The organism is Methylocystis iwaonis (assembly GCF_027925385.1).
GTDB lineage: Bacteria > Pseudomonadota > Alphaproteobacteria > Rhizobiales > Beijerinckiaceae > Methylocystis > Methylocystis iwaonis.
Genome location: NZ_AP027142.1, coordinates 1,469,082 through 1,483,329, shown reverse-complemented (window position 1 = coordinate 1,483,329; position 14,248 = coordinate 1,469,082). Strand labels below are relative to the sequence as shown.

Annotated in this window: 9 protein-coding genes; 4 read left to right on the top strand and 5 right to left on the bottom strand. The window is 62.9% G+C overall.

Annotated features, from left to right (window positions below):
- The first annotated feature begins 201 nt into the window (after nucleotides 1-201).
- Nucleotides 202-2,586, top strand: coding sequence for a bifunctional diguanylate cyclase/phosphodiesterase (locus QMG84_RS07045; RefSeq protein WP_281931409.1), 2,385 nt, complete (start codon nucleotides 202-204; stop codon nucleotides 2,584-2,586).
- A gap of 373 nt (nucleotides 2,587-2,959) precedes the next feature.
- Here the strand turns inward: QMG84_RS07045 and QMG84_RS07040 are convergent, their stop codons facing one another.
- From QMG84_RS07040 to QMG84_RS07025, 4 genes are all read right to left on the bottom strand, one after another.
- Complete coding sequence (locus QMG84_RS07040) at nucleotides 2,960-4,171, bottom strand: ATP-grasp domain-containing protein (RefSeq protein ID WP_281931407.1); 1,212 nt, start codon at nucleotides 4,169-4,171, stop codon at nucleotides 2,960-2,962.
- A gap of 94 nt (nucleotides 4,172-4,265) precedes the next feature.
- Nucleotides 4,266-7,343: an efflux RND transporter permease subunit gene (locus QMG84_RS07035; RefSeq protein ID WP_281931406.1), complete on the bottom strand. Its 3,078-nt coding sequence runs from the start codon at nucleotides 7,341-7,343 to the stop codon at nucleotides 4,266-4,268.
- A gap of 128 nt (nucleotides 7,344-7,471) precedes the next feature.
- Nucleotides 7,472-8,659 (bottom strand): efflux RND transporter periplasmic adaptor subunit, encoded by a 1,188-nt coding sequence (locus tag QMG84_RS07030; protein ID WP_281931404.1) that lies wholly within the window; start codon nucleotides 8,657-8,659, stop codon nucleotides 7,472-7,474.
- The gene (locus QMG84_RS07025; protein ID WP_281931403.1) at nucleotides 8,649-10,316 is read right to left on the bottom strand and encodes an efflux transporter outer membrane subunit; all 1,668 of its coding nucleotides are present in this window, start codon (nucleotides 10,314-10,316) and stop codon (nucleotides 8,649-8,651) included. Before QMG84_RS07025 ends, QMG84_RS07030 begins: the two co-directional genes overlap by 11 nt.
- A gap of 265 nt (nucleotides 10,317-10,581) precedes the next feature.
- Here QMG84_RS07025 and QMG84_RS07020 point away from each other — a divergent pair, with 265 nt between their 5' ends.
- A complete protein-coding gene (locus QMG84_RS07020) occupies nucleotides 10,582-11,223 on the top strand; it encodes a TetR/AcrR family transcriptional regulator (RefSeq protein WP_202072545.1) in 642 nt (213 codons plus the stop codon).
- A 159-nt stretch (nucleotides 11,224-11,382) separates the two neighbouring features.
- On the opposite strand, the gene QMG84_RS07015 is transcribed toward QMG84_RS07020, so the two are convergent.
- Complete coding sequence (locus QMG84_RS07015) at nucleotides 11,383-11,715, bottom strand: hypothetical protein (protein ID WP_281931401.1); 333 nt, start codon at nucleotides 11,713-11,715, stop codon at nucleotides 11,383-11,385.
- A gap of 2 nt (nucleotides 11,716-11,717) precedes the next feature.
- On the opposite strand from QMG84_RS07015, the gene QMG84_RS07010 reads away from it, so the two are divergent.
- Complete coding sequence (locus QMG84_RS07010; protein WP_281931399.1) at nucleotides 11,718-11,900, top strand: DUF2933 domain-containing protein; 183 nt, start codon at nucleotides 11,718-11,720, stop codon at nucleotides 11,898-11,900.
- A 36-nt stretch (nucleotides 11,901-11,936) separates the two neighbouring features.
- Entirely contained in the window at nucleotides 11,937-14,222 is a 2,286-nt protein-coding gene (locus QMG84_RS07005) for a copper-transporting P-type ATPase (protein ID WP_281931397.1), read from the top strand.
- The last annotated feature ends 26 nt before the right edge of the window (nucleotides 14,223-14,248 follow it).

Here is a 14,248-nt window from a genome sequence, read left to right as displayed (position 1 = left end):
AGCGCCATGGCCGCGCTTGGCGATTCTGGCTACACCGAGGTTTTTCCTAATTCTTTTAACGTCGCTGAAGGCTCCTCCGATGATGCTCGCATGGGACTGGACAGGGGCGTTCCGCCCCTCGGCATGACGCCGCGCAGTTGACGGACATGAACGGCGCGGTTCCCCGCCCCGGCCCGCGACAGCCGGAGGCGAAACCCACTCATGCCTGTCATCTACGCTGGTATGGTTGAACAGCACGATCCATCGCTTGTCTTCCTGGCCGCGTGCGTTTGCGCGCTGACCGCGTTCGCCGCCATCGCATTACTCGCGCATGCGGCCGAGACAGAGGCAGGAAAACGCCTGTCCTGGCTGTCCGTCTGCGCCACGGCCATCGGCCTCGGCGTCTGGTCCACGCATTTCGTCGCCATGCTGGCCTATTCCCCTGGCGTCGACCACGGCTACGACGCCGCCTTGGCCTTGGCCGCGCTCCTCGGCTCGATTGCGTCGAGCTTCCTCGCGTTCCGCCTGGCGCTTTCCGCGCATTTCAGATTCGCCGCGCCTCTCGCGGGCCTGCTTTTCGGGATCGGCCTGGCGGCGACGCATTATCTCGGCGCGACGGCTTTCAGGGTCGCCGGCCGCATGTCATGGGATGGCGCGCTCGTGGCCGCCTCTGTGATCGCCGGCGCGGCCTTCTCGGCGCTTGGCCTGAGCCGCGCCCTTCGCGCGTCCTCGATGGCGGCGCGGTCAGCGGCGGCGGTCTTCCTGGTCGCCGCGATCGGCGGTCTCCATTTCACCGGCATGGCCGCCATGTCCGTCATTCCCGATCCGACGATCGCCATTCCTCCCAACGCGATTTCGCCATCGGCGATGGCGATCGTCAGCGCCGCGTCGAGCATATTGATCGTGACGTTTTCGCTGTTCGGCCTTCTGAACGAGAACGAGCGCCGGCGCCGCCTCGCGGAAGCCGAGCGCATGCGCGGGCTCGCGAACGCCGCCGTCGAAGGGCTCCTGATTTGCTGCAACGGCGTCGTCGTCACCGCCAACGACAGTTTCCTCGCCCTTGTCGGCAGGGATCGCACATCCGTCCTCGGAGCTGATCTTTCCGCCTTCTTTCCCAAGGATAATGTTTGCGAAGCCGCCCAAGCGGCGCAGAAAACGCCGTTTGAAACCGATCTCATTTGCGAGAGTGGCGGGCTGATCCGCGTCGAGCTACTCTGCCGCACGATCGACTTCGAGGGTAGCCCCCATATCGCCGTCGCCGTCCGGGATATTCGCGCCCGACAAAAAGCCGAGGACCGCATCCGCTTCCTCGCACATCACGACGTCCTGACGGGCCTGCCGAACCGGAGCAGTTGTTACGACATGCTCGATTCCGAGATCGCCGCGTCTGTTCATTCCGAACGCCGCCTCGCGGTGATGCTCATCGACCTCGATCATTTCAAGGAAGTGAACGACCTCTTCGGCCACGCGGAGGGCGACGCGATGCTCAAATCATTCGCGCGCGTCGTTTCCTCGGCGTTGGGCGGCGGCGCGACGCTCGCCCGGCTCGGCGGCGACGAATTCGCCGCGATCCTGCCCGGCATCGCCGATCGTGACGCCGCCGGCCGCGTCGCCCGGGCGATCCTCGACGCGATCAAAATGGAGAATGACAAGAACCGATCGCGCGCCGTCATGTCGGCCAGCATCGGCATCGCCCTTCATCCCGCCGACGGCGGCGACCGCGAAACGCTGCTCGCCCACGCGGATATGGCGCTCTATCAGACGAAGGCGGAAAAACGCGGCGGCTATCGCCACTTCGACCCGGTCATGGCGGCGCGTATTCGCGACCGCCGCGCCATCGAGCAGGATCTGCGCAGCGCGATCGACGGCGACGAGCTGCATCTCGTCTATCAGCCCCAGACCGACATTTCGACGAATGAAATCGTCGGCTTCGAAGCCCTGCTGCGCTGGACGCATCCTGCGCGCGGCAACATTCCGCCAACGGATTTCATCCCCATCGCGGAGGAGAGCAGGATCATGCTCCGCCTCGACGAATGGGTGCTGGCCGCCGCCTGCCGCGAAGCCGCCAAATGGCGCAACCCGCTGTCGATCTCCGTCAATATTTCGGCCGCCAGCCTGCGCAACCGTCATTTCCCGGCGATCCTGCGCAACATCCTCACGGCGTCCGGTCTCGACCCCGCCCGCCTCGAATTGGAGGTCACGGAAACGACCCTGATCGTCGATTTCGAGCGGGCGCTCGAAACCATGCTGAGCGTCAAAGCCATGGGCGTCAGGATTGCGATGGATGATTTTGGCACCGGCTATTCGTCGCTGACTTATCTGCGCGCCTTTCCCTTCGACAGATTGAAGATCGACCGCACCTTCATCGGCTCGGTCACGAACTGCGATCAGTCGGCCACCATCGTCCGCGCCGTGCTCGGTCTCGGGCGCAGCCTCGGCCTGCCCGTCGTCGCCGAGGGCGTCGAAACGCAGGAGGAGCTTCGCTTCCTTGCTGGCGAACACTGCGACAAAGCGCAAGGCTATCTGATCGGAAGACCGGCTCTCATCGACGCTTTCGTCAATATCGTCGACCGCGCGCCCAAGGAGGCGGACAAGGCGGCCGCTTGAGTAGGCGTCGAGGCCCAAGTGTTTTGCGCAAATGCAAAAAACCCTCGTGCTGAGGAGGCTGCGTAATACGAGATCCGCGCGATTGGTTCGGCGCCATTCCGACGCTCGCACCGTTTGGACACACGGGGAATCACCGCCGTCATTGCGAGGAGGCGGAGCCGACGAAGCAATCCAGGGCCGCATCGCCGCCCTGGATTGCGTCGCTTCGCTCGCAATGACGGGCGCTGGGTAAAACCAGCGTATTTGTCGCTCTGGATTCCCGCTCGGGCTTTCAGCCCGCCGGGAATGACGCGCTCCCGATGCGAGCTGTTCAAACTGAAATGGCAGCCGTCTCGAAGCGAGAGGGGCGTCAACGCCACTTCAGAACCAGCCCTCAGCGCCCCTGCGCTTTGCCCCGAAGCATTTTTTCGAAAGCGTCGAATATCTTCTCCATCTGGGGCCGCTTATAGGGAAAGACCACTTCGGAATCGAGCGTATGGATGACCATCGCCGTCCCCGCTTCGAAGATCAGCAGCTTGCCGTCGCGCGTCTCGGAACAATCCAGAAGCAGGTAATCCAACCCCGTCCGGCGGTGCGCCTCCGCCAGGGCCACGGCGTGCCGTTGCGCAAATTCCGCGTCGAAGCTCGCCATGAAACGCGCTTCTTCCGCACGGTTCGCTTCGCTGTCGAACATGTCCGCGTTGAGATAATGGACCATCCAATTTTTCGAGATCGCCATATGAACGGCGTAGGGGACGCCCTCGATCATCACGATCCGATATTTGCGGAACAAGCCGTCGCCGCTGCGGTAATCCACAAAGGGCGCGACATAGAACTGCGAGGCGGATTGCTCGTCGAGGAACGCCAGTATCGCTTCCGCGCTCTCGATCTTGCGCAGACCGTCGCCCGCATGGGAGCCCACCGGCCGTGCGATGATCGGATAATGGACCGGAGCCTCCCCCTTCGCCATGGCGACGAGGCGCTCGCGATCGACGCGCGCATTGGCCGGAAAGGATACGCCGGGCGCGTCGTGGAGAAGGCTCCACGCGCCGTCGCGCGTCAGTCGCGCGATCAGGCTCGGTTGATTGACGAGCTTGTGCGCCGACGCCCGCATCGCCCCGTCGATCTTCTCCAGGATGGTCTGATTGGCGTCCATCTCCGCCACGGCGACAAAGGTGACGTCATGCTCGGGTAGCGCGGGCGGGAAATCGTCGTCGGGGCTCAAATAAAGCGTTTCGAGCGCCACCTCGCGGCCTTCGACGAGAAACTCGATCGGCGTATTCGACATGAAGTCGCCCGGCGCCGCCAGGGCGAGCACGCGCAGCGGATCGATTGCCTTCGGCGCCAATGGCGGCTGAAATCGCCGACCTCGCTGTAGCGCGGCGGCCTGAAAGCGGTTCGCCGACTCGAAATTGCCGCTCAGCCTCTCGATGATCGATAAATCGAACAAGGCGCCCGCGTCGCTTCGCGCCGTCTTCTGCAGGAGCTCCGTCTTGAGCGGCTCGAGATCGCGCCCATTGGCGACCATTCGCGCGATCGTCGCCAGTCCCAGGATCGGCGCAGCACATTCGGGTTCACTTTCGAGCCCACCGACAAACCTGGTCACGACGCTTCCCTTCTCGCTGCGTTTTCGCTCCAGACCATCTGCGCTCGCGCTGTCTTCAGGCTGGCGAGGGCTCCGCCGAGCCCTCGCCGCCGTTTCATGCGCCCGCGAGATGCGATGCTTCCGGTTGCGCGGCCGAAGCCGCACGCGCATGCTTTGCGGCGAGCGCCAGATAGACCGCCGGCAGCACGAACAAGGTGAACAGCGTGCCGAGCGATAGTCCGGACGCGATCACGAGCCCGATATTGTAGCGAGAGGCGGCGCCCGCGCCGCTCGCCGTAATGAGCGGCAGAACGCCGAGCACCATCGCCGCCGTCGTCATCAGAATGGGTCGCAGGCGGATGGAGGCCGACTCTATGATCGCCTCCCGCCGCCCCATGCCGGAAGCCTGCAGCTCATTGGCGAACTCCACGATCAATATGCCGTGCTTGCTGATCAGGCCCATCAGCGTCACCAAGCCCACCTGCGTGTAGATATTGATGCTGGCGCCCCCGAAACCCAGCATGATGAAGACGAGCGCCCCGGCGATCGACATCGGGACCGAGACGAGGATAATCAACGGATCGCGGAAGCTTTCGAACTGCGCAGCGAGGGCGAGGAAGATGATGATGAGCGCAAATCCGAAAGTTGTCGCGAAGCCGCCCGACTCCTGAACGAACTGACGCGACGGCCCGGCGTAGTCGACGATATAGCCGGGCGGCAAGACGCGATCGGCGATCTCCTTCAACGTATCGAGCGCTTCGCCGGCGATGACGCCCGGCGCGGCGACCCCCGAGATGGTGACGGCGTTCGCCTGCTGAAAGTGGTTGAGAGACTCGGGCTCGGTCGTCGAGCGCAGCTTGGCGACGGTCGACAGAGGCACCGACGACCCGTCGCCGGTCTTGATGTAATAATTCAAGACCTGATCGGCGTTGAGCCGGAAGCGTTGGGCGACCTGCGGCACAACTTTATAGGAACGGCCGGCGAGATCGAAATATTGAGTATAACCGCCGCTCAGCGCCATGGTCAGTGCGCCGCCGACATCATTCATTCTGAGGCCGAGCTGCGCCGCCTTCTCGCGGTCGATGACGAGCTTTTCCTGCGGCTGGTCGATCTTGAGGTCCGTGTCGAGAAACATGAACTTGCCGGTCGCCATCGCCTGTGACAGCAGATCGCGCGCCACGCCGTCCATCTTGTCGAAGGTGTCCGGGCTCTGAATGATAAATTGGATCGGCAGGCCCATCGCTCCCGGCAAGGGCGGCTCCTGGAAGGCGACAATGCGCGATCCCGGAATCTCCGCAAGCTCGCCCTGGATGATGCGCTGGAGCTCGCCTGCGACGGTGTCGCGCTTGTCGGCCGGCTTCAGCACCATGCCAGAAAGATTCATCGCAGCCGAATTGATCTGGAAGACGCTGGCCGTCTCCGGATGTTTCGCCAGAACCTTGTAGAGCTGATCGCCATAGAACAGCTTTTGCTTCAGAGTCGCATTCGGCGCCGAGGTCGATTGCGCGAGAATAAGCCCCTTGTCCTCCTCCGGAGCAAGCTCGCTTTTGGAGTTCGCGTAAAGCCAATAGGTGCTCAGCAGCACCAGCGCGCCGAAGGTCAGCGTCACCGGCATATGCCGCAGCGAGGCGTCGAGGAGATGGATATAACGCTCGCGCAGGCGGTCCATCGTCTGGTCGATCGCCGCCACGATCCGCGCTTCCAAGGTTCCAGGCTGGGGAACCCTGAGGATCGCCGAGCAACTCACCGGCGAGAGCGTCAAAGCGATGATCGCGGAGACGGCGACCGCGCCGGCGAGCGTGAAGGCGAATTCGACGAAAAGGGCCCCTGTGAGACCGCTCTGGAATCCAATCGGGACATAGACCGCGATGAGCACGATCGTCATGGCGATGATCGGACCGGTCAGCTCACGCGCGGATTGCAGCGCGGCGTTGAATGGCGTCATGCCATCGGCCAAATGGCGGTTGACGTTCTCGACGACAATGATCGCGTCGTCGACCACGAGCCCGATCGCCAGCACCAGCGCCAGCAGAGTCAAAAGATTGATCGAGAAGCCGAAGGCGAGCAGGATCGTAAAGGCGCCGACCAGCGAGAGTGGAATCGCCACGATCGGAATCAGCACCGACCGCCACGAGCCAAGAAACAGAAAAACCACGCCGGTCACGATCAGGACCGCCTCGACAAGCGTGTGGACGACTTCGTCGATGGAGCTGTTCACGAAGTCGGTCGAGTCATAGACGATTTCGCTCGTGAGCCCCGCAGGCAGCGCCTTCTCGATCCCCGGATAGATGTCCTTCACGCCTTTGATGACATCGAGAAGATTGGCCGTCGGCGCGATTTGGATGCCGATGTAGATGGCCTGTTTTCCATTGAAGGACACGGAAGAGTCGTAGTCATCCGATCCGAGAGTCACATTGGCGACGTCCCTCAGCTTCACATTCGCGCCATTGACCTGCTTGACGACGAGATTGCGAAACTCCTCGAGCGAATGCAGCGACGTCGACGCCGCCAAATTCACCTGCACCATTTCTCCCTTGGTCATGCCGAGACCAGCGATATAGTCGTTGCCGGAAATCGCGGCCGAGATTTCTGTCGCGGTGAGCCCATAGGCGGCGAGCTTCTCGGGATCGAGCCAGGCCCGGAGCGCGAAGGTCTTGGCGCCGATGAGCTCGGCGGTCTGCACCCCGGTCACGGACTGCAGCCGCGGCTGCACGACGCGGATCAGATAATCGGTGACCTGACTCGGCGAGAGGATGTCGCTTCGAAAGCCGATATACATGGCGTCGGTCGACTGCCCGATCTTCACTGTGATGACGGGACGCTGAACATTGGCCGGCAATTGATTGAGCACCGAGTCGACCTTGGTGCTGATCTGCGTCAGCGCCTTGCCGGAGTCGAAGTTCAACCGCAGATAGGCGGTGATGGTGCTCGTGCCGATCTGGCTCGTCGACGTCATATAGTCGATGCCGTCAGCCTGCGCGATGACGTTCTCGAGCGGGGTGGTGACGAAACCCGCGACCGTCGCGGGATCGGCGCCGAAATATTGCGTGGAGATGGTGACGACGGCGTTTTGCGTGCGTGGATATTCCAGCACTGGCAAAACGCTCAGAGATCGCAGACCGAGCACCAGAATGAGCAGGCTCACCACTGTCGCGAGGACGGGGCGGCGAACGAAAATGTCGGTAAAGGACACGGGTTGTTCTCCCCCTTAGCCCGCTTTCCGCTCGCATGGAATCATGCGAGCGATGAGAAAGCGCGCTGATGCAAAAAGCTGGAGCGCATTCTTTTCGCAAAAGCCTGTCCACTTTTGCGAAATGCGCTCTAGCGGTCGATGGGCTTCGGATCGGGATTGACGGGCGGCTGGGGCGTATTGCTGATCTTGAGCGGCACGTCGTTGCGCAGCTTCATTTGACCGGCGGTGACGACGACCTCGCCGGCTTTGAGACCCTCGACCACCGCAATCTCGTCGCCGCGCGTCGCGCCAAGCTGCACGAAGCTCTGCCGCGCGACGAGGCCGCCGCTCTCGCCATTCCCCGCCTCCCCTGCCGAAGCGTTCTTCTGCGCAAGAAAGACCGAGGCGCCATAGGGGGCATGAACGATCGCCGTCTGCGGGACGGTGACAAGCTGCTCGGGCTTGCCGACGGCGATCGAAACAGAGGCGAACATGCCCGGCCTCAGCTTGCGATCGGGATTGGGAAAGGTGGCGCGTATCTGGACGTTTCGGCTGCCCTGATCGACCTTCGAGTTGATGGCCGTGATTTTTCCGGCAAATGTCTGGCCAGAATAGGCGTCGACCGAGGCTGTCACGCCCTGCCCGACGTCGAGGCCGTTCAGATTCTGCTGTGGCAGCACGAAGTCCAGATAAAGCGCGTCGATCGCTTGCAGGGTGACGACCGTCGCGCCTGCGCTCAGATATTGCCCGATGTCGACCGAGCGAATGCCGAGCCGTCCCGCGAAGGGCGCGCGCAAAGTCTTCTGCGCGATCACGGCTTCCTGCTGCGCCACCTCGGCTTTGGCGCTCCTCAAATTGGCAAGGTCGGAGTCGACCGTCGCCTGGCTGACGGCCTTGAGCTTCAATTGCGCCTGGTCGCGGCGCAGATTGATCTCGTTGAGCTCCGCCGTCGCTTTGAGCGATTCGAGCCGCGCATTGTCGGTGTCTTTGCGCAGCTCCAGAAGAATCTGGCCGGCGGCGACGTCCTCGCCCGACTTGAACAATATTTTCTCGACGACGCCGGAGGCTTCGAGCGCCAGGTCGGCGCCGCTGACGGCTCTGAAGGTGCCGATCGCCGCGAGCGTCGGCCGCCACTCCTCCAGCTTCGCGGTCGTGACCGAAACGGTTTGCGGCGGATTGGCCATCGAGGCGAGAAACCGCCCGATCATGATCGACCGAAAAGCGTTGAAACCGTATAGGCCGGCGAAGACGAGGCCGACGCTCGCCAGCATGATGAGCATGGGCTTGAGCGACGATCCGAAACGGTCTTTTGCGATTGTCCGAGCGCTAGTGAGCATTGGTTGACTCCTCCGCCTGCGCGCGCAACGCGGCGGCTATCGGCGACATGGAAATGGGATCGGTGGGCTTGGCGCGAGCGGCGGGCGTTTCGTCGTTTCGATTCCACCAGCCGCCGCCCAAGGCTTGCAGCAGCGCCACCGTGTCGGAGAAACGCGCCGCCTGGGCCTTCACGCGGTTGAGGCGGGCGTTGAGCAGGCTCTGCTCGGAATTGATGACGGTCGGATAGGTCGTCGAACCGGCGCGATATTGGACCTGCGCAATCTGGAAGCTTTCGGCGGCCGCCTTCTCGGCCGCAACCTGCGCCCGCAGCGTCGCCGCGTCATGCTTGATGGCCTGCAGCGCGTCGGCGACATTCTGGAAGGCGGTGAGAACCGTCCCCTGATACTGCGCCGTCGCCTGCTCGAAAGCGGCGACCTTCGCCTCGCGCTTATGGAACAAGCCGCCGCCGTCGAAGAGCTGGCCGGAAACGGAAGCGCCGAGACTATAGGCCATGGTTTGCGGCGTGAAGAGCTGCGCCGCCGTCAGCGCCTGACTGCCGCCGGAAGCGGAGAGCGTGAGCTGGGGCAACATATTCGCGGTGGCGACGCCGATATTGGCGCTGGCCTGATGAAGCTGACTTTCGGCGGCGAGAATATCCGGGCGCTGCCGCACCAGCTTCGAGGGAAGGCTGAGCGGCAACTCCTTGGGCAAATGCAAATTCTCGAGATCGATCGCCTCGCCTTTGTCCTCATTGGGGAAGCGGCCGAGATAAGCCATCAACTGATTGCGCGTTTGCGCCCGCGCCTTCTGCAAGGGCGGCAATGTCGCCTCCGCCTGCGCAAGCAATGTGCGCTCGGAGGTGACGTCGGCGAGACTGACGGCGCCGAGATCGAACCGCTTCTGGAGAATGTCGAGCTGGGCGCGATAGTCGGAGACGAGACCCTCGGTGACCTTGATTTGCTTGGCATAGGACGCGTCGGAGATGGCCGCCGAGATCACATTGGCCGTCAAAGCGAGATAGGTGGCCTCCAGTTGGTAACGCTGATATTCGGCCGCGGCCGCGTCGCCCTCGACCGTGCGGATTGTCTTGCCGAAAACGTCTGGCGTGAAGGAGACGGCGACATTGGAGTTGAACAGCGTATAGAGCGTCGAGAAGGAAGAGCTCGAGCCCGACGAACCATATTGCGCCGGAGAAAGCTGCTGGCGGGTAACGCCGCTGGTCCCTGTCGCGGAGGGCAAAAACGACGCCGCATCGGCCTCCAGCGTCTCGCGCGCCTGACGCAGCGCGGCCTCGGCCGACGCGATATTGGGGTGATTCTGGACCGCCTCCTCGACGAGCGCCGAGATCTGCTTGGAGCGGAACAGCTTCCACCATTCGCCCGGCACGTCGCGACCCAGTTCGAACCGCTGCCCGGCGCCCCCTGGCGTCTGCGAATCTGCAACGCTTTTCGATAGTTTTCGGGCGTATCCGGCGCCCTCGGGCGCGGCTGGCTCAACGAAATCAGGCCCGACCGCGCATCCGCCGAGGGCTGCCGCCACGGCGCAGGCGACGAAAGGAACGGCGCGCCTGATCGCCGCAGCCCTCCCCCGCCGCGACTCGTAACGGTCCAGCTCTCGCCGACCGCCACCGGCACGCAGCCGCGAAGCCGCTGAAAAATAAATGGTTGCGCGCGCCATTGAACCTGCTCAAGATTAAACTGAACCGTTTAGTTCGTGCAAATATGCTGCTGCGCGGCGGCCAAGTCAATGCTAAACTGAACGGTGCAGTTTAGGAAAAATTCCCGTAAGCAGGAATGAGAAAATGAAATTTGATCGCACTCATCCTGTTGAACAGGATAAAGAAAAGGCCGGCGCGCGCCCCGGGAAGGGCGAAGGTCGCCGCGAGACGGAGGGGAACGTCGCCGATGGCGAACAAGCGACATTTAGGCTCGGATCTTTCGGCATGAACGCATCGACGCCAGATCCAATGCATGCGCCCGAGCATTGCTCGAGCCCTAAAGAGGCGCAGATCGTGAATGCGGCGCGTAATGCGTTTCTCCAGCAGGGCTTCTCGGAAACCAGCATGGAGGCGATCGCGCGCGCCGCAAATGTGTCGAAGGCGACGCTCTACGCCTATTTCCCCAGTAAAGAGGCTCTATTCAGCTATCTGATCGGGCACGAATGCGAAGCGAAACGCATCCTCTTCACAGCGCCGTCCTTCGAAGACGGCATCGAGGGGGCGCTACGCACCATGGGCATGAAATTTGTGATCCATTTTCTCATCAAGGACGAGACGGCCTTTTTCCAGGCTGTGTCCAGCGAACGCGCGCGTTTTCCCGAACTGTGCCGTCTCTATTTCAACACTGGGCGAGAGAGGGCTGTGGATTTCGTCGCCGCTTTTCTCGAAGAAGCCAAGGCGACGGGCGCGCTGGCCTTCGACGACGCCCATGTCGCGGCAAACCAATTTCTCAATCTCGTATTGTGCGATCTGCCGATGCGCGTCGCCCTGGGCCTCGACCTCCCCAATGAAGCGGAAGCGCAGAAAGTGATGGAGGCAGGCGTTTCGACCTTTTTGAAGGCCTTTCAGCAAAGGTCGCAAACATAGAGTTCCCCAACACTTTGACGCGCATGGCGCGCTTTCATTGAAATCCGCTCCGCTTTTTTGCCAAGGGATATGCGTCTCTGCGCCCCGCTATCAGCGAGAACAAATCGAAGTGATAAATTTGCGCCGGCGCGGATCGTAGGGAACCGCGCATGGGGTCCGTTAAGAGTGTTGAGCGCGCAGCATGTCATACGAAATCCGCTCGATTTGTTCGGCGCTATCCCCGACCTCGCGCCGTTTGGACACATAGGAAATCACCGCCGTCATTGCGAGGAGCGAAGCGACGAAGCAATCCGGAGCCGCACCGCCGCCCTGGATTGCTTCGCTTCGCTCGCAATGACGGGCTCTGGGCAAAACCAGCGCTTTCGTGGCTCTAGGTTGCAAGGCGAGCGGCAACAGCCCGATTTGCTCCGCAACCTCAGCTATTTGATAATCGAGCCGATTTGGCGCGACAATAGGCCCTCTTTCATCGAAACGACCGATCGTGGAGACCAACGATGACAAAAGCGCCCCTGCTCGCCATCTACGCCTTGGCTGCGGCCTTTCTTCTTTATTGGCATTGGCGGCATGTCCTCGACGCCTTACCGTTCCTCGTGGTGCTGGCCTGCCCGCTCATGCATCTCTTCATGCATCACAACCATGGAAGCCACCACGAGAGGCGGCCAAATGATGACGTCTAATTGAGCGACGAGCCCCTTTGTCAGGAAGGCATGGCGATGACTCCCCAACATCCTGTCGATCATTCCGGGCATGGAAATCATCACGGACATCAGGGGCGCCAACATCCGCCGGGCGTCGAGGGGCCCAGCCGCGAGCGTTTAGAGCCGCCCGCCGCGGCCGAAGCGGGCGTCATCTACACCTGCCCGATGCACCCGCAAATTCGCCAGGCTGGTCCCGGCAATTGCCCGATCTGCGGGATGACGCTCGAGCCTCTTGTGACGACGGCCGATGACGTCCCGAGCGCCGAGCTTACCGATATGACGCGGCGGTTCTGGATTGGCCTCGTCCTCACCGTCCCGGTGGTCGCTCTCGAAATGGGCGGCCATTTCTCAAATCTCCATCACTACCTCGCGCTACAAATATCGACCTGGGCCCAATTCGTCCTCGCCACGCCCGTCGTCCTCTGGGCCGGTTGGCCGTTCTTCCTGCGGGGCGCGAGATCGCTCGTCACGCGCAGTCTCAACATGTTCACCCTGATCGCCATGGGCACGGGCGTCGCCTGGGTTTACAGCGTCGTCGCCACTTTTGCGCCGTCGCTATTCCCGCCCGCCTTTCGGAATCCGGACGGTTCGGCGCCGATCTATTTCGAGGCGGCGGCCGTCATCACAGTTCTGGTGTTGCTCGGCCAAGTCCTCGAATTGCGCGCCCGCGAGCAGACCGGGGGCGCCATCCGCGCGCTGCTCAACCTCGCGCCCGTTACGGCGAAGCGGATCAAGGAGGATGGGTCCGATGAGGAGATCACGCTGGACCAGGTTCACGTCGGCGACAGGTTGCGCGTGCGCCCCGGCGAGAAGGCGCCGGTCGACGGCGCGCTGCTCGAAGGCCGCAGCTCGGTCGACGAATCCATGGTCACTGGCGAGTCCATGCCGGTGACGAAGAGCGTCGGCGACAAGGTTATCGGCGGGACGCTCAACCGGACGGGGAGCTTCATCATGCGGGCCGAGAGGGTCGGCGCCGATACGATGCTGTCGCGCATCGTCGACATGGTCGCCGCCGCCCAGCGGAGCCGCGCCCCCATTCAGCGGCTCGCGGATCAGATTTCCGGCTGGTTCGTGCCGCTTGTGATCCTCATCGCAATTCTCGCTTTCGCCGCGTGGGCGGTTTGGGGGCCGGAGCCACGCATGAGCTATGGCCTCGTCGCCGCCGTCTCGGTGTTGATCATCGCCTGCCCCTGCGCACTTGGCCTGGCAACGCCGATGTCGGTGATGGTCGGCGTCGGACGCGGCGCGCAATATGGCGTGCTCATCAAGAACGCCGAGGCTTTGGAGCGTTTCGAGAAGATCGATACGCTTGTCGTCGACAAGACCGGCACGCTGACCGAAGGCAAACCCAAGGTCACGGCCATTCGTCCCGCCGCCGGCGTGAGCGAGAACGCACTCTTGACCGTCGCGGCGAGCCTCGAACGGGCGAGTGAGCATCCGCTGGCGCAGGCCATCGTGGAAGCCGCCCTCTCGCGCGGCCTGCCGCTGAGCGAGGCCACTGAGTTCAATTCGCCGGTCGGTAAAGGCGTCACCGGTCGCATCGGGGCGCAATTCGTCATCATCGGCAACCGGCGCTTCCTCGCCGAGCTCGGCGTGGATACGAGCGCGCTCGATCGTGACGCCGAGCGTCTGCGCGAGGACGGGGCCACGGCGATTTTTGTGGCGATCGACGGCCAGACGTCAGGCATCCTCGCCATTGCCGACCCCATCAAGGAAACGACGCCCGAGGCGGTGAAGGCGCTCTATCGCCAGGGCGTCTCGGTCGTGATGCTCACCGGCGACAATTGGACGTCGGCGCGGGCTGTCGCCAAGCGGCTCGGCATCAAGGACGTCGAGGCCGAAATTCTCCCCGAGGATAAAAGCAAGGTGGTCGCCCGCCTGCGTCAGGCCGGTCGCGTCGTCGCCATGGCGGGCGATGGGGTGAACGATGCGCCCGCCCTTGCTGCGGCGGATGTCGGCATCGCCATGGGAACCGGGACCGACGTGGCCATCGAGAGCGCCGGCGTGACCCTGCTCAAAGGCGACCTGGGCGGGATCGTGCGCGGCCGCCGGCTGTCGCGCGCCACCATGCGGAATATCCGCCAGAACCTCTTCTTCGCCTTCATTTACAACGCGGCCGGCGTGCCGCTGGCAGCCGGCGCGCTTTATCCTGCATTTGGCTTGCTGCTCTCGCCGACAATCGCCGCCGCCGCCATGGCGCTTTCGTCGGTCAGCGTCGTCGCCAATTCGCTGCGCCTGCGCCAGACGCAGATCGAACCTCAGCGCCTGTTGGAAATGCCGCCTTTCCCGGGAAGCGCGTGAAGCGATCGTTCGAAGTCTTTAACTAA